Source organism: Salmonella sp. WC3 (genome assembly GCF_042932255.1).
GTDB lineage: Bacteria > Pseudomonadota > Gammaproteobacteria > Enterobacterales > Enterobacteriaceae > Salmonella > Salmonella enterica.
On the sequence record NZ_CP170629.1, the window covers coordinates 3,146,519 to 3,163,503 of the forward strand.

The 16,985-nt window shown below is 53.2% G+C and carries 15 protein-coding genes; 6 read left to right on the top strand and 9 right to left on the bottom strand.

What is annotated here, in order from left to right:
- Positions 1-98: 98 nt before the first annotated feature.
- From metG to ACFK9X_RS15520, 3 genes are all read left to right on the top strand, one after another.
- Entirely contained in the window at positions 99-2,132 is a 2,034-nt protein-coding gene (metG, locus tag ACFK9X_RS15510) for a methionine--tRNA ligase (protein WP_021294257.1), read from the top strand.
- Between the two features lie 240 nt (positions 2,133-2,372).
- Positions 2,373-2,831, top strand: coding sequence for a YehR family lipoprotein (locus ACFK9X_RS15515; RefSeq protein ID WP_151116945.1), 459 nt, complete (start codon positions 2,373-2,375; stop codon positions 2,829-2,831).
- Between the two features lie 171 nt (positions 2,832-3,002).
- Positions 3,003-3,533: a YehR family lipoprotein gene (locus tag ACFK9X_RS15520; RefSeq protein WP_151116947.1), complete on the top strand. Its 531-nt coding sequence runs from the start codon at positions 3,003-3,005 to the stop codon at positions 3,531-3,533.
- Positions 3,534-3,589: 56 nt separating this feature from the next.
- Here the strand turns inward: ACFK9X_RS15520 and ACFK9X_RS15525 are convergent, their stop codons facing one another.
- The 3 genes from ACFK9X_RS15525 to ACFK9X_RS15535 are packed head-to-tail and all read right to left on the bottom strand — an operon-like array spanning position 3,590 to position 6,505.
- Complete coding sequence (locus tag ACFK9X_RS15525) at positions 3,590-4,057, bottom strand: DUF1456 family protein (protein WP_000950413.1); 468 nt, start codon at positions 4,055-4,057, stop codon at positions 3,590-3,592.
- 46 nt (positions 4,058-4,103) lie between these two features.
- On the bottom strand, positions 4,104-4,823 hold the full coding sequence (btsR, locus tag ACFK9X_RS15530) for a two-component system response regulator BtsR (RefSeq protein ID WP_151116950.1): 720 nt from the start codon (positions 4,821-4,823) through the stop codon (positions 4,104-4,106).
- Positions 4,820-6,505 carry a sensor histidine kinase gene (locus ACFK9X_RS15535; RefSeq protein ID WP_151116952.1) on the bottom strand — a complete coding sequence of 562 codons (1,686 nt, stop codon included), beginning with the start codon at positions 6,503-6,505 and terminating at the stop codon, positions 4,820-4,822. The genes btsR and ACFK9X_RS15535 overlap by 4 nt, the downstream gene beginning before the upstream one ends.
- A 222-nt stretch (positions 6,506-6,727) precedes the next feature.
- Here ACFK9X_RS15535 and mlrA point away from each other — a divergent pair, with 222 nt between their 5' ends.
- Together mlrA and ACFK9X_RS15545 are read left to right on the top strand one after the other, a co-directional pair.
- Positions 6,728-7,459 carry an HTH-type transcriptional regulator MlrA gene (gene mlrA, locus ACFK9X_RS15540; protein ID WP_001240418.1) on the top strand — a complete coding sequence of 244 codons (732 nt, stop codon included), beginning with the start codon at positions 6,728-6,730 and terminating at the stop codon, positions 7,457-7,459.
- A 59-nt stretch (positions 7,460-7,518) separates the two neighbouring features.
- On the top strand, positions 7,519-7,626 hold the full coding sequence (locus ACFK9X_RS15545; protein WP_001261696.1) for a protein YohO: 108 nt from the start codon (positions 7,519-7,521) through the stop codon (positions 7,624-7,626).
- Here the strand turns inward: ACFK9X_RS15545 and ACFK9X_RS15550 are convergent.
- The 5 genes from ACFK9X_RS15550 to bglX form a co-directional block, all read right to left on the bottom strand.
- Positions 7,607-8,338 carry an ABC transporter permease gene (locus ACFK9X_RS15550; protein ID WP_000824854.1) on the bottom strand — a complete coding sequence of 244 codons (732 nt, stop codon included), beginning with the start codon at positions 8,336-8,338 and terminating at the stop codon, positions 7,607-7,609. The genes ACFK9X_RS15545 and ACFK9X_RS15550 overlap by 20 nt on opposite strands.
- Positions 8,322-9,269 (bottom strand): ABC transporter ATP-binding protein, encoded by a 948-nt coding sequence (locus ACFK9X_RS15555; protein ID WP_086811969.1) that lies wholly within the window; start codon positions 9,267-9,269, stop codon positions 8,322-8,324. The genes ACFK9X_RS15550 and ACFK9X_RS15555 overlap by 17 nt, the downstream gene beginning before the upstream one ends.
- Complete coding sequence (locus tag ACFK9X_RS15560; protein WP_151116954.1) at positions 9,262-10,431, bottom strand: ABC transporter permease; 1,170 nt, start codon at positions 10,429-10,431, stop codon at positions 9,262-9,264. The genes ACFK9X_RS15555 and ACFK9X_RS15560 overlap by 8 nt, the downstream gene beginning before the upstream one ends.
- A gap of 3 nt (positions 10,432-10,434) precedes the next feature.
- Positions 10,435-11,352, bottom strand: coding sequence for an ABC transporter substrate-binding protein (locus ACFK9X_RS15565; protein WP_151116956.1), 918 nt, complete (start codon positions 11,350-11,352; stop codon positions 10,435-10,437).
- Positions 11,353-11,532: 180 nt separating this feature from the next.
- Complete coding sequence (bglX, locus tag ACFK9X_RS15570) at positions 11,533-13,830, bottom strand: beta-glucosidase BglX (protein WP_151116958.1); 2,298 nt, start codon at positions 13,828-13,830, stop codon at positions 11,533-11,535.
- Between the two features lie 266 nt (positions 13,831-14,096).
- On the opposite strand from bglX, the gene dld reads away from it, so the two are divergent.
- Positions 14,097-15,827 carry a D-lactate dehydrogenase gene (gene dld / locus ACFK9X_RS15575; RefSeq protein ID WP_021000511.1) on the top strand — a complete coding sequence of 577 codons (1,731 nt, stop codon included), beginning with the start codon at positions 14,097-14,099 and terminating at the stop codon, positions 15,825-15,827.
- A gap of 57 nt (positions 15,828-15,884) precedes the next feature.
- Here the strand turns inward: dld and pbpG are convergent, their stop codons facing one another.
- Positions 15,885-16,832 carry a D-alanyl-D-alanine endopeptidase gene (gene pbpG, locus ACFK9X_RS15580; protein WP_000911555.1) on the bottom strand — a complete coding sequence of 316 codons (948 nt, stop codon included), beginning with the start codon at positions 16,830-16,832 and terminating at the stop codon, positions 15,885-15,887.
- Between the last annotated feature and the right edge of the window lie 153 nt (positions 16,833-16,985).

Consider the following 16,985-nt stretch of genomic DNA (forward strand, 5'->3'; position numbering starts at 1 on the left):
TATTCATTTACGGATAAATGCCCTTATCGATTGGCGCAGTAATTACCATTTTGGTACTATCAAAGCCCTTTTTTACAACAGAAGAAGTAATACCCACTATGACTCAAGTCGCGAAGAAAATTCTGGTAACGTGCGCGCTGCCGTACGCCAACGGCTCTATCCACCTCGGCCATATGCTGGAGCACATCCAGGCTGATGTCTGGGTCCGTTACCAGCGAATGCGCGGCCATGAGGTTAACTTCATCTGTGCCGATGACGCTCATGGCACGCCGATCATGCTGAAAGCGCAGCAGCTTGGTATTACACCGGAGCAAATGATCGGTGAAATGAGCCAGGAGCACCAGACCGATTTCGCCGGTTTTAATATTAGCTACGACAACTACCACTCAACGCACAGCGACGAGAATCGCGAGCTGTCCGAGCTGATTTATACGCGCCTGAAAGAGAACGGTTTTATTAAGAACCGCACCATCTCTCAACTCTACGATCCGGAAAAAGGCATGTTCCTGCCGGACCGATTTGTGAAAGGCACCTGCCCGAAATGTAAATCCGCAGACCAGTACGGCGATAACTGTGAAGTGTGCGGCGCGACCTACAGCCCGACCGAACTTATCGAACCGAAATCCGTGGTGTCCGGCGCGACGCCGGTAATGCGTGACTCCGAGCACTTTTTCTTTGACCTGCCGTCATTCAGCGAAATGTTGCAGGCGTGGACCCGCAGCGGCGCGCTGCAGGAGCAGGTGGCGAACAAAATGCAGGAGTGGTTTGAATCCGGCCTGCAACAGTGGGACATTTCCCGCGACGCGCCGTATTTTGGTTTCGAAATCCCGAACGCGCCGGGCAAATATTTCTACGTCTGGCTGGACGCGCCGATTGGCTATATGGGCTCCTTCAAAAATCTGTGCGATAAGCGCGGTGACACGACCAGTTTTGATGAGTACTGGAAAAAAGACTCCGATGCCGAGCTGTACCACTTTATCGGCAAAGACATCGTCTATTTCCACAGCCTGTTCTGGCCTGCCATGCTGGAAGGCAGCCACTTCCGTAAGCCGACCAACCTGTTCGTTCACGGTTACGTGACGGTGAACGGCGCGAAGATGTCTAAGTCTCGCGGCACCTTTATTAAGGCCAGCACCTGGCTGAAACACTTTGACGCCGACAGCCTGCGCTACTACTACACCGCGAAGCTTTCTTCACGCATTGATGACATCGACCTGAACCTGGAAGACTTTGTCCAGCGCGTCAATGCCGATATCGTCAATAAAGTAGTCAACCTGGCATCCCGTAACGCCGGTTTTATCAATAAGCGTTTCGACGGCGTGCTGGCGGCTGAACTGGCCGATCCGCAATTGTATAAAACCTTTACTGACGCCGCTGCGGTGATTGGCGAAGCATGGGAAAGCCGTGAATTCGGTAAAGCTATCCGTGAGATTATGGCGCTGGCCGACATCGCTAACCGTTATGTTGACGAGCAAGCGCCGTGGGTGGTGGCTAAACAAGAAGGCCGCGACGCGGACCTGCAGGCCATTTGCTCAATGGGCATCAACCTGTTCCGCGTGCTGATGACGTATCTGAAACCGGTACTGCCGACGCTTTCTGAACGCGTTGAAGCCTTCCTGAACAGTGAGTTGAACTGGGATGCCATCGAACAGCCGCTGCTCGGTCACAAGGTCAACACCTTTAAGGCGCTCTACAATCGCATCGACATGAAGCAAGTTGAAGCGTTGGTTGAAGCGTCTAAAGAAGAGGTGAAAGCCGCAGCCGCGCCGGTTACAGGCCCGTTAGCCGACTTCCCGATTCAGGAAACCATCACCTTTGACGATTTCGTCAAAATTGACCTGCGCGTAGCATTGATTGAAAACGCCGAGTTCGTGGAAGGCTCCGACAAATTGCTGCGTCTGACGCTGGATCTGGGCGGCGAGAAGCGTAACGTCTTCTCCGGCATTCGTTCCGCCTACCCGGACCCGCAGGCGCTGATTGGCCGCCAGACGGTAATGGTCGCCAACCTCGCGCCGCGTAAAATGCGCTTTGGCGTCTCCGAGGGAATGGTGATGGCCGCAGGACCTGGCGGGAAAGATATCTTCCTGTTAAGCCCTGATGACGGCGCGAAGCCTGGCCAACAGGTGAAATAAGCAACAAGCCGGAGCATGCTCCGGCTTTTTTAACCGCTTAATCCTGACTGGCATATCACCCCATCCGCGTGTTTTAACTTTTTCCTTAATAAGCAATAGCGCTAAGACTCCATATCCGGACTGCTAAATAACGGCTAAAAGTCATATTCTATCTCTCCCTGATACATTGCTATTATTGGGTTAAATTAATTCATTGAAATTATTTTAAAAGCCCAATCATTATATAAAATGGAGTTTTAGATGAAAATTTCTGGCAAGTTATTGTCCGCGGCTTTGGCTTCCGTACTGGTGTTCTCTCTTGCTGGCTGTGGCGATAAAGAAGAATCAAAGACCTTTAACGCAAACCTGGCGGGGACAGAAATTTCAATTACTTACACCTATAAAGGTGACAAAATCATTAAGCAGACGTCTGAAAGTAAAATCAGCTATGCCACTGTAGGCGCTAAAACGAAAGAAGATACCGCCAAAATTCTCGATCCGCTGAGCGCGAAATATAAAAATATCGCCGGAGTGGAAGAAAAATTAACCTATGAAGATACCTATGCCCAGGAAAACGTCTCTGTGGATATGGAAAAAGTGGACTTTAAAGCGTTACAGCAAATCTCAGGGACAATGGTGTCCGGCGATACCAGCAAAGGTATCAGCATGAAACAAACCCAGACGCTGCTGGAAGCTGCTGGTTTTAAAGAAGCGAAATAACTGGCAGGCATAATGTATTGCATCGACTGATAAAGTCGCTCAGGGCGCTGCTTCGGCAGCGTCTTTTCTTTATGAATTCCGAAAAAAGACAGCCTCGCTGTAAGTCCCCTCGCCAAAGCCTATAATCCCTGAATTCCTGGCCACACCAATACTTAACGACAAGGAATTGTTATGCAGGTTCTACGTCTTATGGCACTGCCACTATTCGCGCTCTCTCTATCGGTTAGCATAACTGGCTGCGATCAGAAAAACGATACTCCCCAGGAAAAGCAAAATAACATGACAGCGTTTATCAAGAAGATAGCCGCTAACAAAGAGTCAGAGGAAACACAACGCTATGCAGGTAATCTCAACGGTATTGAAATCAAGTTAACCTATTACTACAAAGGGGATATCGTTTTACGTCAAATATCTGAACATAAAATACTTTATAAAACCCTGAAAGCCAATAATAAAGAAGAAGCACAAAAAATGCTGAGTCAAGTCGGCGAAGCTTATCAGGGTATGCCGGGTTTGACTGAACGAATCGACTATTATGATAGCTATGCTACGGAATATGTGGATATTGATTTTACCCAGGCAAAAATAAGCGACCTCTGTAAATTGCCAGGATCATCAATTGACAACTGTTCCGCGTACTATCTGTCAATGATTCGCTCGCAGAAACTGTTGGAAGAGAGCGGGTATCATAGAATCAATTAGTATAATAATGCGTTTTCCCGGTCAGACAGGACGCTGCCGGGAACAATACCGCAGAATTACTTCGCCGCGTGTTCACGGGCCGCCAGACCGCGCAGAAAATAACGCATAAACTGATCGCCGCATTCGCGGAAGTTCTTATGGTCCGGCGCGCGCATCATCGCGGTGATCTCTGGCATTGAGACACGAAACAACTGACCGGTAAGTATCGCCAGGATATCATCTGTTTTTAGCGAAAAGGCAATACGCAGCTTTTTCAGCACAATATTGTTGTTGATACGACGTTCCGCCGTCAATGCAGGCGCCGCCTCATCTTTGCCGCGTTTTTCATAAATGAGGCCATTGAGAAATGAGGACAACACGATATCCGGGCAACGCTGAAACCCCTCTTCCTCTTCTTTGCGCAACCAGATTGCAATCTGCTCCGGCGTAGCATCAACGTTACCCAGCGCCAGGATACGCGCCAGATCGGTATTATTAGCTTTTAAAATGTAGCGCACGCTACGCAGAATATCGTTACTCAGCATGAGGCCTTCGGTCGTTTCTATGGCAAAACGATATTCTAACAGTCTTTTACAGGCCAATCGCCTCTTTTACACTTTTCAGATAGCGACGGCTTACCGGCACCGTCAGGCCGTTGCGTAAAATCAGCTCTGCCTGCCCATTATCCTCCAGCCGAATTTCCTGCAAATGGGCCATATTCACCAGAAACTGACGATGACAACGCAGTAGCGGCGTCCGGCTTTCTAGCGTGCGCAGCGTCAGCTCGGTAAACCCCTCTTTCCCTTCACTGCTGGTCACATAAACGCCGCTCATACGGCTACTGACAAAGGCGACATCATCCATTTGCAACAAATAGATCCGGCTGTGTCCGGTACAGGGAATGAATTTAAGCGCCTGCTGGTTTTCCGGCAACAACGAAACATCCTGTTTACTGCGCTCCTGACGCAGACGATGTAACGTTTTTTCCAGCCGTTTCTCCTCTATCGGCTTGAGCAGATAATCAAAAGCGTGTTCTTCAAAGGCTTTGATGGCGTATTCGTCAAACGCGGTTAAAAAAACGATATACGGGCGGTGTTCCGGGTCAAGCATTCCTACCATCTCCAGTCCACTGATACGCGGCATCTGAATATCCAGACACAGCACATCAGGTCGCAACTTATGTACAGCGCCAATCGCTTCTACCGCGTTCGCGCACTCTCCCACAATCTCAATGTCATCCTGCCCCTGGAGCAAAATCCGCAGATTTTCCCGCGCTAACGGCTCATCATCCACAATCAGCACTTTAATCATGCGTCCTCCTCCAGTGGAAGTCGTAATGTAATTCGGGTAAAACAGTCCGGCTCGCAGGCCACGCTAATACCATAATCATCGCCAAAGTGTTCGCGCAGACGTTTATCCACCAGACTCATCCCCAGCCCGCTACTGCCGGCGGAAGGCTGATACAGTCCCGCATTATCTTCAATATCTAACATCAAATGCTGCCCTTCGCGCCGGGCGCGAATAGCGACGTTGCCGGTATCAAGCAGTTGCGACGTGCCATGTTTAATGGCGTTCTCAACAATCGGCTGTAACGTAAACGCAGGCAATTTCTGACGTGAAAGCGTCGATGGAACATCAAGCTGTACCTGCAGACGCGACTGAAAACGCGCTTTTTCAATTTGCAGATAAGCGTTCACGTGTTCAATTTCATCCGCCAGCGTGACGATTTCCGACGGGCGTTTTAAATTTTTGCGAAAAAAGGTCGACAAGTACTGCACCAGTTGGCTGGCCTGTTCGCTGTCGCGGCGAATCACCGCTTTAATGGTATTGAGTGCATTAAACAGAAAATGCGGATTCACCTGCGCGTGCAACAGCTTGATCTCTGACTGCGTCAGCAACGCCTTCTGCCGTTCATACTGTCCGGCCAGGATCTGCGCGGATAAAAGCTGCGCAATACCCTCTCCCAGGGTGCGGTTAATTGAGCTGAACAGTCGGTTTTTCGCTTCGTACAATTTAATGGTGCCCATGACTCGCTGATTTTCGCCACGCAGCGGGATCACCAGCGTCGAGCCGAGTTTACACTGCGGGTGGAGCGAACAGCGATACGGCACTTCGTTGCCATCGGCATAAACCACCTCTCCGGTTTCAATTGCTTTCAGCGTATAACCTGATGAAATGGGTTTGCCCGGTAGATGGTGATCGTCGCCAATACCAGTAAAAGCCAGCAGTTTTTCGCGATCGGTGATGGAGACGGCGCCGATATCCAGCTCCTGATATAACACCTGCGCCACCTTCATACTGTTCACTTCGTTAAATCCCTGACGCAGAATCCCCTCCGTTGACGCGGCGACCTTCAGCGCGGTAGCAGAAAATGCCGAAGTATATTTTTCGAACATGGCGCGCTTATCGAGCAAAATACGCATGAACAGCGCGGCGCCAACGGTATTCGTCACCATCATCGGCGCGGCAATATTACTGACCAGATGCAGGGCATCGTCAAACGGCCTGGCTATCAGTAAAATGATCAGCATCTGCACCAGTTCGGCAACACACGTAATTGCTCCCGCCGTCAGCGGGCTAAACACTTTGTCCGGGCGTCCGCGACGTATGAGAACGCTGTGTACCAACCCTCCCAGCAGCCCTTCGACGATGGTGGAAATCATACAGCTCAGCGCCGTCATGCCGCCCATAGAATACCGATGTAACCCACCGGTCAGGCCGACCAGCCCGCCGACGACCGGCCCGCCGAGTAGGCCACCCATCACCGCGCCAATCGCGCGGGTATTGGCAATCGAATCTTCGATATGTAGCCCAAAATAAGTGCCCATAATGCAGAAGATAGAAAACGTGACGTAACACAGAAGCTTGTGCGGCAGACGAACCGTGACCTGCATAAGCGGGATGAACAGGCGCGTTTTACTCATTAGCCACGCAATGACCAGAAACACGCACATCTGCTGAAGCAGCAGCAACACCAGATTAAACTCGTACATACCCGCAAACCACACTTCAATTAAAAGCGCGTAACATACATTGAGTACGATTAACTTTCTTTGAACTGTTGCATAAAAATATGAATTCGTGAATACGATCACTTAAACGCCGCGCCGCAACCCGCTACTTCGCGTTTTAATGCATAAAAAACAGGCAAAACTTCCTGGTTCCTAAAAGAGCGTCTAAAGTTAAACTGGGACCTCGCGAGCAAGGGTGAAACGATGGCGCTTTACACAATTGGTGAAGTGGCTTTGCTTTGTGATATCAATCCTGTCACGTTGCGCGCGTGGCAGAGACGTTATGGACTTTTAAAACCACAGCGAACGGATGGCGGTCATCGTCTGTTTAACGATGCCGATATCGACAGAATCCGCGAAATCAAGCGCTGGATAGATAACGGCGTCCAGGTCAGCAAAGTCAAAGTGCTGCTCAGTAGCGACAGTAGCGAACAACCTAACGGCTGGCGCGAACAGCAGGAGATCCTGCTGCACTATCTGCAAAGCAGTAATCTGCACAGTTTACGGTTATGGGTCAAAGAACGCGGTCAGGATTATCCAGCCCAAACATTGACCACTAACCTGTTCGTCCCGCTGCGGCGACGATTACAGTGCCAACAACCCGCCCTTCAGGCGCTGCTCGGCATTCTTGACGGTATCCTGATCAACTATATTGCGCTCTGCCTGGCGTCTGCGCGTAAGAAACAGGGAAAAGATGCGTTGGTGATCGGCTGGAATATCCATGATACCACCCGCCTGTGGCTGGAAGGTTGGGTCGCCAGCCAACAGGGATGGCGAATCGACGTGTTGGCGCATTCGCTTAGCCAGTTCCGCCCGGAACTTTTTGACGGCAAGACGTTACTGGTATGGTGCGGAGAAAACCAGACGCTGGCGCAGCAGCAGCAACTCCTGGCATGGCGCGCCCAGGGACGCGACATTCATCCCCTTGGCGTTTAAACAGCAGCTAACAAATTCGCTTTAATGTATACTCCTTTTATTAACATAAGGAGTACATAATGCGCGTAGCGAAAATCGGGGTGATCGCCCTTTTCCTGCTGATGGCTATTGGCGGTATCGGCGGCGTGATGCTGGCAGGTTACAGTTTTATTTTGCGTGCCGGGTAAGCGCGCGCGTCAGCCTTTCAAACAGGCGATCGATAATGATCGCCGCCAGCGCCACCAGCAGCGCCCCCTGGATAACATAGGCCGTATTAAAGCCGCTAAGCCCGATAATGATCGGCGTGCCTAACGTACTGGCCCCCACCGTTGAAGCGATGGTCGCCGTACCAATATTGATAATCACCGAGGTTCGGATGCCCGCCAGAATCACCGGCGCGGCCAGCGGCAGCTCAACCTGATACAACTGTTGGCGACGGCTCATTCCCATACCGCTGGCAACGCTCATCACGCTGGCAGGCACCGCGCCCAGCCCGGCCAGGGTCGCCTGCAGGATGGGCAACACCCCATACAGGATCAAGGCGATAATGGCCGGTTGCTGACCAAAACCCATGACGGGTACCGCGATCGCCAGTACCGCGACCGGCGGAAAGGTCTGCCCGACGGCGGCGATAGTCTCCACCAGGGGACGAAACTCTTTCCCACTTTCTCGCGTGACCGCAATCCCTGCGCCGACGCCCACCACGACGGCAAACAAACTTGAGATGCCCACCAACCAGAAATGGGCGAGCGCGAGGGCGGCAAAACTCTCCTGTTGGTAGACCGGGCGCGGTAAATCGGGAAACAGCGCGGCGAAGAACGGCTGGCTATAAGGCAATCCAAACAGCAGAAGCAAGAACAGAACAATAAGCCAGAGAAGCGGATCACACAGTCGTTTCACGGGGGGACGTCTCCGAAAGCAGATCGCGGAAATGGAGCGTACCGCAGGGCTCGCCCTGCTGATTCGCCACCGGCAGGACGTCGCACCGACGGGCGACAAACATCGATAGCGCATCGCGTAGCGTCATCTCTTCCACCAGCGCGTCGCCGCTGAGCTGTTCATGCCGACGTACATAATCGCCTACGCTACGTAACGAAAGCAGCCTTACGCCCAGCTCGCTGCGGCCAAAAAATGCCTGCACGAAATCATTTTCCGGCGAGGTCAGCATAGAAAGCGGCGATCCCTGTTGGATAACGTGGCCCCCGTCCATCAGCACCAGATGGTCGGCGAGGCGTAGCGCCTCGTCGATGTCGTGCGTCACCAGTACGATGGTGCGCCCCAGCAGCTGATGAATGCGGGCCATCTCCTGCTGCAATGCGCCGCGCGTTACCGGATCAAGCGCGCCGAAAGGCTCGTCCATCAGCAATACCTGCGGATCGGCAGCCAGCGCCCGCGCAACGCCGACCCGCTGCTGTTGCCCGCCGGAAAGCTGATGCGGATAGCGATCGCGCAGCGCGCTTTCCAGACCCAATAATGCCATCAGTTCGTCAATACGATCGTTAATCCGTGCACGCGACCACTTTTGTAGTTGCGGTACGGTGGCGATATTTTGCGCCACCGTCCAGTGGGGAAAAAGGCCGATAGACTGAATGGCATAGCCCATGCGACGACGCAGTTCAAGCACCGGCAGGCTGCGGATCTCTTCCCCGGCAAAACGGATCGTTCCGCTATCATGCTCTACCAGCCGGTTAATCATCTTCAGAGTGGTCGATTTTCCCGAACCGGAGGTGCCAATTAACACCGAAAAGCTGCCTTCGCTAAAGTGCAAATTGAGGTCGCTAACAGCCTGTTGATCGCCGAAGGTTTTACTGACATGGTTAAATTCAATCATCGGTTGCTCCCTTCAAAAACGCGATCCATAAATCAAACAGCGCGTCGATCACTACCGCCAGCGCAATCACCGGAATGACGCCCAACAGGACTAAATCAATGGCGCTGCTCAATAGCCCCTGAAACACCAGCGCGCCGAAACCTCCCGCGCCAATCAGCGCGGCGACGACGGCCATTCCCACTGTCTGGAGCATTACTACCCGCAGGCTACGTAAAAAGACCGGCAGCGCCAGCGGCAGTTGCACATGCCTGAAGCGCTGGCCGCTACTCATTCCCATTGCTCTTGCGCTCTCCAGCACATCGCGCGGCACCTGATTGAGCCCGGCGACCACGCCGCGCACCAGCGGCAATAACGCATAGAGCACCAGCGCTATCAGTGCAGGCGTCATGCCGGTTCCCGCGACGCCGAATGCGGCAAGCCACGGAAACTGTTTCACCAGCCCGGCCAACGGCGCAATCAGCAGGCCAAACAGCGCGACGGAAGGGATAGTCTGGATCACATTCAGCACGGTAAACACCGGCCCCTGGCGTGAGGCGGAAAAATAACACCAGACGCCCAACGGTAGTCCGATCGCCAGCGCCGGCAGCACCGTGCCCGCCAGTAACATCAAATGTTGCACCAGCGCGGCATCGAAAACATCCTGGCGATTGGTATACTCTTTCAGAAGCGAGAGGTTGTCGAACGTGCCTGAAAACAGCAGCGCCAGCGGGACAATGACAATTTGCGCGTGCAGCAACCAGCGCCACAGCGGCCCAGTGGTAATACGGCGGATCGCATCGCTACAGGCCAGCAGCATCAGACCGAGGCCCAGCCACAATCCACTTCCCAGACTGGTACGCGCCAGCGGACTGCCCTCCTGCGCCAACTGGGTCGCCGCCCTGCCGACTCCCCACAGCATGACAATAAAAAGCGTCTGCGCCATCATCAACGTCAGTACGCTACCGCGCTTACCGGGTACAAAGCACAGCGTAAACAGCGCGCATCCCGCGCCAGTCAGCATCCAGATGGTCGCCGGCCAGATCTCCCATAACTGGCGCCCCTCGCCGCTCACCAGACGATTCGGGGCGTAATTAATGAAAGGCAGCGCGACAGCAAGCAAGGTCAGAACAACCAACAGCAACAGCACACGATTAACCGTGATTTTTTTGGCAGTATCACTCACAGATTACTTCACCCACCCTTTTTGTCGGAGGTAATCTGCGGCGACTTTTTTCGCATCCAGCCCTTCTACGGCGATTCTGGCGTTCAACTGTTGCAGCGTTTTCTCATCAAGGCTGGCGAAAACAGGCTGCAGACAGTCGGCTATCTGCGGATAGGCCTGTAACACCGATTCACGCACTACCGGCGCGGGGGCATAGATAGGCTGGACGCCTTTCGGGTCGCTCAGGGTTTGCAGACCCAGCGCGGCGACCGGGCCGTCGGTGCCATACGCCATCGCGGCGTTAACGCCGGATGTTTGTTGCGCGGCGGCTTTGATCGTGACCGCCGTATCGCCGCCCGCCAGCGACAAGAGCTGGTTCTGATTCAAGGTAAAATCATAGGCTTTTTCAAATGCCGGCAGCGCATCCGCCCGTTCGATAAATTCCGCAGACGCCGCCAGTTTAAAAGTGCCGCCCTCTTTCAGATAACGGCTGAGATCGGCAAGCGAGGAGAGTTTATTTTTTTCAGCGATGTCCTGGCGTACCGCGATGGTCCAGGTGTTATTTGCCGGCGCAGGCGTCAACCAGACCAGCTTATTCTGCTCCGCATCCAGTTTTTTGACTTTCTCAAAGCCTTGCTTTGCATTTTTCCATGCCGGATCGTTTTCATCTTTAAAAAAGAACGCCCCGTTACCGGTGTATTCCGGATAGATATCCAGCTCTCCGGCGGTAATCGCGCCACGAACGACTGGCGTCGTCCCGAGCTGAATTTTATTGACCGTTTTAACGCCGTGGCTTTCCAGTACCTGCAAAATCATGTTGCCGAGCAGTGCGCCTTCGGTATCAATCTTTGACCCGACCGTCACGGGCGATGCCGCCTGTAGAGGTAAACTCACCGTCGCCAGCAACGCCAGCGAACTTACCCATAGCTTTGAGATCGTCATGATGCTTTCCTCATCCTTTTACGGCCTTTTTCAGAGACTTGAGAAAAAAGCATAGTTGAAAAGTCTGCGTTTAACCTGGGATTTTCCGGCAGTTTAAGTGACGTGGCAGGCAATAAAAGGGGGGACAGGAAAAGTCATTGCCAGACAGGGCGCTGCTATCGCGCCCTGTTGACGGCAGGCTTACAGTAGCTCGAACGATCCTTGTTTAACGCGAGCGGAATCCACGCCGATAAAGACGTTGAACTTGCCGGGTTCCGCGTCATATTTCATCTGCTGATTCCAGAACTTCAACGCCTCGATATCAATCGGGAAACTCACGGTTTTACTTTCGCCGGGCTTGAGGGTGATTTTTTCAAAGCCTTTTAATTGCTTCACCGGGCGGCTCATTGACGCCGTGACATCCTGTAAGTACATCTGGATGACCGTAGCCCCTTCGCGTTTACCGGTGTTCGTGACCTCTACGCTGGCCGTGACTTTGCCGTCGCGTTGCATTGTCGGTGAGGAGAGCGTGACGTCAGACACCGTAAATGTGGTGTAGCTCAGACCGTAACCAAACGGATAGAGCGGGCCATTCGCTTCGTCAAAATAACGTGAGGTGTATTTGTTTGGCTTTTCAGGATTATACGGGCGTCCCGTATTGAGATGGCTGTAATAGACCGGAATTTGTCCCACCGAACGCGGGAAGGAGATCGGCAGTTTGCCTGACGGGTTGTAATCGCCAAACAGCACATCGGCAATGGCGTTGCCGCCTTCCGTCCCGGCAAACCAGGTCTCCAGAATCGCATCGGCCTGTTGATCTTCTTTTACCAGCGCCAGCGGTCTGCCGTTCATTAATACCAGTACCAGCGGCTTACCGGTGGCTTTCAGAGCGGTGATTAAGTCGCGCTGACTCTGCGGAATGGTGATATTGGTACGGCTGGAGGCTTCATGCGCCATCCCCTGCGACTCGCCTACCACTGCGACCACCACATCGGCCTGTTTCGCCGCCTGCACCGCCTCATCAATCATCGCCTGCGGTGAGCGCGGATCGATTTTCACCGCCTCTTCATACAGGTTTAAGAAATCGACGATGTCTTTATCGTTAGTGATATTCGCCCCTTTGGCATAGAGGATCTTCGCCCCGTCGCCGACGGCATTTTGAATACCCGCCAGCACCGTCACCGACTGATTCGCGACCCCAGCAGCAGACCAGCTTCCCATTACATCACGTTGACTGTCGGCCAGTGGCCCAACAACGGCAATGGTGCCCGATTTTTTCAACGGCAGCGTTTCCAGCCGGTTTTTCAGCAGTACCACACTTTCCCGCGCCACTTCCCGCGCCTCATTACGATGCAGGCGGCTTTCGGCATTGGTGTCCACCGGATCGCTCTCTTTCGGCCCCAGATGGCTATAGGGGTCGTTAAACAATCCCATGTCATATTTTACGTTGAGCACATGGCGTGTCGCGTCGTCCAGTTCCGCCATCGTCACTTTGCCCGACTTAATCAGACCCGGCAGATATTTGCTGTAATACTCATCCGCCATGCTCATATCCACCCCTGCCTTTAGCGCCACGCGCACCGCATCTTCCGGGTCGGCCGCGGTACCGTGTTTAATCAGTTCTTTAATAGCGCCGTGGTCGGAAACGGTAATTCCCTTAAAGCCCCACTCATCGCGCAGGACATCTTTCAATAGCCAGGAATCTGACGTCGCAGGCGTGCCGTTCAGCGAGTTCAGCGCCACCATCACCGCGCCGCTCCCCGCATCCAGCCCCGCTTTGTACGGCGGCATGTAGTCATTAAACAGACGCTGGGAACTCATATCCACGGTGTTGTATTCTTTACCGCCTTCAACGGCGCCATAGGCGGCAAAATGTTTCACGCTGGTCATCACCGAATAGCGGTCCGCCGGGCTTTTGCCCTGCATCGCTTTCACCATGGTTTCGCCCATGATAGAGGTTAAATATGTATCTTCGCCAAAGCCTTCGGAGGCGCGTCCCCAACGCGGATCGCGGGAGACATCCACCATCGGCGCCCAGGTCATATTCAGGCCGTCGTCCGCCGCTTCATACGCCGATACGCGTCCTACGGTTCTTACCGCATCCAGATTAAAAGAAGAAGCCAGACCGAGGCTTATCGGGAAGACGGTTCGCTGGCCGTGTACCACGTCATAGGCAAAAAAGAGAGGAATTTTCAGGCGGCTCAACGCCATCACCTGATCCTGCATTTGACGGATATCCTGGCGGGTGACGGTATTGAAAATCGCCCCTACCTGCCCGTATTTGATCATCTCGCGAATCGCTTCTTTCGGGTTATCAGGGCCGACGCTAATCAGACGTAACTGACCAATTTTTTCATCGACAGTCATTTTCTTGAGTAAATCCGTGACGAACGCGTCGCGCGCTTCGGGCGTCAGCGGGTGATTGCCAAACAGGTTTTCCGCCAATGCTGGCTGCATCGCCAGACTCACAGCAACACCTACTGAACATAACCATTTCATGTTGAGTCTCTCTTTATCTTTATCCCGACGAGGCGGTAAAAACAGAATAAAAACCGCAGTTTGCCATAAGCCTAAACGCGAGAGGAGAAGAAAGCGAAGGTTATTCTCCTAATTTTCCGCACAGTCGAATACACAACCGCCAGCAAATGGTATCAAGGCGGCAAATGAATACCACCAACACAGAAACAATTTGAATGAGAAAGCGTATTGTCATACAAAGCGCTATGCTTAACGCTGATATTTTGTCCCACCACAAGGAGTGGAGAATGTCTTCCATAACAATGACTGATAATAAAACGTTCCTGAATGAGCTGGCCCGCCTGGTAGGCCATTCTCACCTGCTGACAGACCCCGCCAAAACCGCCCGCTATCGCAAGGGTTTCCGTTCCGGTCAGGGCGACGCGCTGGCCGTTGTTTTCCCGGGTTCATTACTGGAACTGTGGCGTGTGCTCAACGCCTGCGTTAACGCTGACAAAATTATTCTGATGCAGGCCGCCAACACCGGTCTGACGGAAGGCTCCACGCCGAACGGCAACGACTACGATCGCGATATTGTGATTATCAGCACCCAGCGGCTGGATAAGCTGCACTTACTGGATAACGGCCAACAGGTTCTGGCCTGGCCCGGTACGACGCTCTATGCGCTGGAAAAAGCGCTTAAACCGCTGGGCCGTGAACCGCACTCGGTGATTGGTTCGTCGTGTATCGGCGCGTCGGTCATCGGCGGCATCTGTAATAACTCCGGCGGCTCGCTGGTGCAGCGCGGCCCGGCCTATACCGAGATGTCGCTCTTTGCCCGTATTGACGAGCAAGGCAAACTGCAACTGGTCAATCATCTGGGTATCGATCTTGGGCATACGCCGGAGCAGATCCTGAGCAAGCTGGATGATGAACGGATTAAAGATGAGGATGTGCGTCACGATGGTCGTCATGCGCACGATCACGACTACGTGACGCGGGTACGAGATATCAACGCCGATACGCCCGCCCGCTATAACGCCGACCCGGACCGTTTGTTTGAATCTTCCGGCTGCGCCGGAAAACTGGCGGTTTTTGCCGTTCGCCTTGATACCTTTGCAGCGGAAAAAAATCAGCAGGTTTTCTATATCGGCACCAATCAGCCCGCGGTACTGACTGAAATCCGTCGGTATATTCTGGCGAACTTCGACAATCTGCCAGTGGCGGGAGAATATATGCATCGCGATATCTACGATATTGCGGAGCAGTACGGTAAAGATACCTTTCTGATGATCGATAAACTCGGCACCGACAAGATGCCATTCTTTTTCACGCTAAAAGGCCGAACCGATGCGATGCTGGAAAAAGTAAAATTTTTCCGACCGCATTTCACCGACCGCGCGATGCAGAAATTCGGCCATCTGTTTCCCAGCCATCTGCCGCCGCGAATGAAAAACTGGCGCGATAAATATGAGCATCATCTGCTGTTAAAAATGGCGGGAGACGGCGTCGCAGAAGCGCAACGCTGGCTGAATGAATTTTTTAAATCCGCTGAGGGCGGTTTCTTCACCTGTACGCCGGAAGAAGGCAGCAAAGCCTTCCTGCACCGCTTCGCCGCTGCTGGCGCAGCGATTCGTTATCAGGCCGTACACGCTGATGAAGTGGAAGATATTCTGGCGCTGGATATCGCTCTGCGCCGCAACGATACCGACTGGTTCGAGCATCTGCCGCCGGAAATCGACAGCCAACTGGTACATAAACTCTATTACGGTCACTTTATGTGCCACGTTTTTCATCAGGACTATATCGTGAAGAAAGGCGTCGACGTCCATGCGCTGAAAGCGCAAATGCTGGAGCTGTTGCAGGCGCGCGGGGCACAATACCCGGCGGAGCACAACGTTGGACATCTGTATAAAGCGCCGGAAACGCTGACGCGTTTTTATCGGCAAAATGACCCAACCAACAGTATGAACCCCGGTATCGGCAAAACGAGTAAGCGGAAATTCTGGCAGGAAAATACGCCCGACGAAACGCATTAACACCGTGCGGTTTACCGTGAAGCCCGGCGGCGCGATGCCTGCCGGGCCTGCGGCGACTTAATCGTTCTGTGCGGTTTGCGCCCCGGCACTGGCGCTGGCTGCCGCCATTTGCGCGGCTTTTTGCTTTTTATAGCTCAGCGCGGCAGCCGGAACGGGCATGACTTTACCGGTTTCAATCCATGTACGCAGGCGACTGGCGTCCGCAAAGTGGGTATATTTGCCGAACGCGTCCATGACCACCAGCGCGACCGGTTTGTTATTGATCACGGTACGCATCACCAGGCAATGCCCCGCCGCATTGGTAAAGCCGGTTTTCGTTAACTGGATATTCCAGTTATCACGGTAGACCAAATGGTTGGTATTGCGAAACGGCAGCGTATACGCCGGATGCGAGAATGTCGCCATATCTTCGCGCGTGGTGCTTAGCTGGCCAATCAGCGGGTATTGCTTCGTGGCAATCAGCAATTTTGTTAAATCCCGCGCGGTCGAGACGTTATGAATCGACAGCCCCGTCGGCTCAACGAAGCGGGTATGCGTCATGCCCAGCGCTTTCGCCTTCGCATTCATCGCTTTAATAAACGCGTTATAACCGCCAGGATAATAGTGCGCCAGGCTTGCCGCCGCACGGTTTTCGGATGACATCAACGCCAGCAGCAACATATTTTTGCGGCTAATTTCGCTGTTCAGGCGCACGCGGGAGTAAACCCCTTTCATTTCCGGCGTCTGGCTGATATCGACCTTCAGTATTTCATCCAGCGGCAATCGCGCGTCGAGCACGACCATCGCTGTCATTAATTTGGTTATCGAGGCAATCGGACGCACCAGATCCGGGTGGTTCGAATAGATCACTTTATTGGTGTTGAGATCAACAATCATTGCGCTACCGGAGGCAATCTCAGGTTGAGACGCCGCGGTTGTCGCTGCCGTTTTCGCCACAGCCTGCGGGGCAAAAGGAACGGCCAACATCAGAGCAAGGCTCAGGAATGAAGCTCGGAATTTCAGCATGATGAGATTTCTGATAATGATTCACGCGCGTCGTAACGCACACCGCCTGAGCTAAGATTATACTCAAGCTAGCAGTGGCATCATAGCGGCACGCCAGCGTTGCCGCTACAGAAGAATCGTCAGCAAATGCTGCATTGCTGGCTTTTGCGCCAG

Excerpts from the sequence above, each read along its gene's own strand:
- metG (WP_021294257.1), top strand. The coding sequence starts at position 99 with ATGACTCAAGTCGCGAAGAAAATTCTGGTAACGTGCGCGCTGCCGTAC.
- ACFK9X_RS15515 (WP_151116945.1), top strand. The coding sequence starts at position 2,373 with ATGAAAATTTCTGGCAAGTTATTGTCCGCGGCTTTGGCTTCCGTACTG.
- ACFK9X_RS15520 (WP_151116947.1), top strand. The coding sequence starts at position 3,003 with ATGCAGGTTCTACGTCTTATGGCACTGCCACTATTCGCGCTCTCTCTA.
- ACFK9X_RS15525 (WP_000950413.1), bottom strand. The coding sequence starts at position 4,057 with ATGCTGAGTAACGATATTCTGCGTAGCGTGCGCTACATTTTAAAAGCT.
- btsR (WP_151116950.1), bottom strand. The coding sequence starts at position 4,823 with ATGATTAAAGTGCTGATTGTGGATGATGAGCCGTTAGCGCGGGAAAAT.
- ACFK9X_RS15535 (WP_151116952.1), bottom strand. The coding sequence starts at position 6,505 with ATGTACGAGTTTAATCTGGTGTTGCTGCTGCTTCAGCAGATGTGCGTG.
- mlrA (WP_001240418.1), top strand. The coding sequence starts at position 6,728 with ATGGCGCTTTACACAATTGGTGAAGTGGCTTTGCTTTGTGATATCAAT.
- ACFK9X_RS15545 (WP_001261696.1), top strand. The coding sequence starts at position 7,519 with ATGCGCGTAGCGAAAATCGGGGTGATCGCCCTTTTCCTGCTGATGGCT.
- ACFK9X_RS15555 (WP_086811969.1), bottom strand. The coding sequence starts at position 9,269 with ATGATTGAATTTAACCATGTCAGTAAAACCTTCGGCGATCAACAGGCT.
- ACFK9X_RS15565 (WP_151116956.1), bottom strand. The coding sequence starts at position 11,352 with ATGACGATCTCAAAGCTATGGGTAAGTTCGCTGGCGTTGCTGGCGACG.
- bglX (WP_151116958.1), bottom strand. The coding sequence starts at position 13,830 with ATGAAATGGTTATGTTCAGTAGGTGTTGCTGTGAGTCTGGCGATGCAG.
- dld (WP_021000511.1), top strand. The coding sequence starts at position 14,097 with ATGTCTTCCATAACAATGACTGATAATAAAACGTTCCTGAATGAGCTG.
- pbpG (WP_000911555.1), bottom strand. The coding sequence starts at position 16,832 with ATGCTGAAATTCCGAGCTTCATTCCTGAGCCTTGCTCTGATGTTGGCC.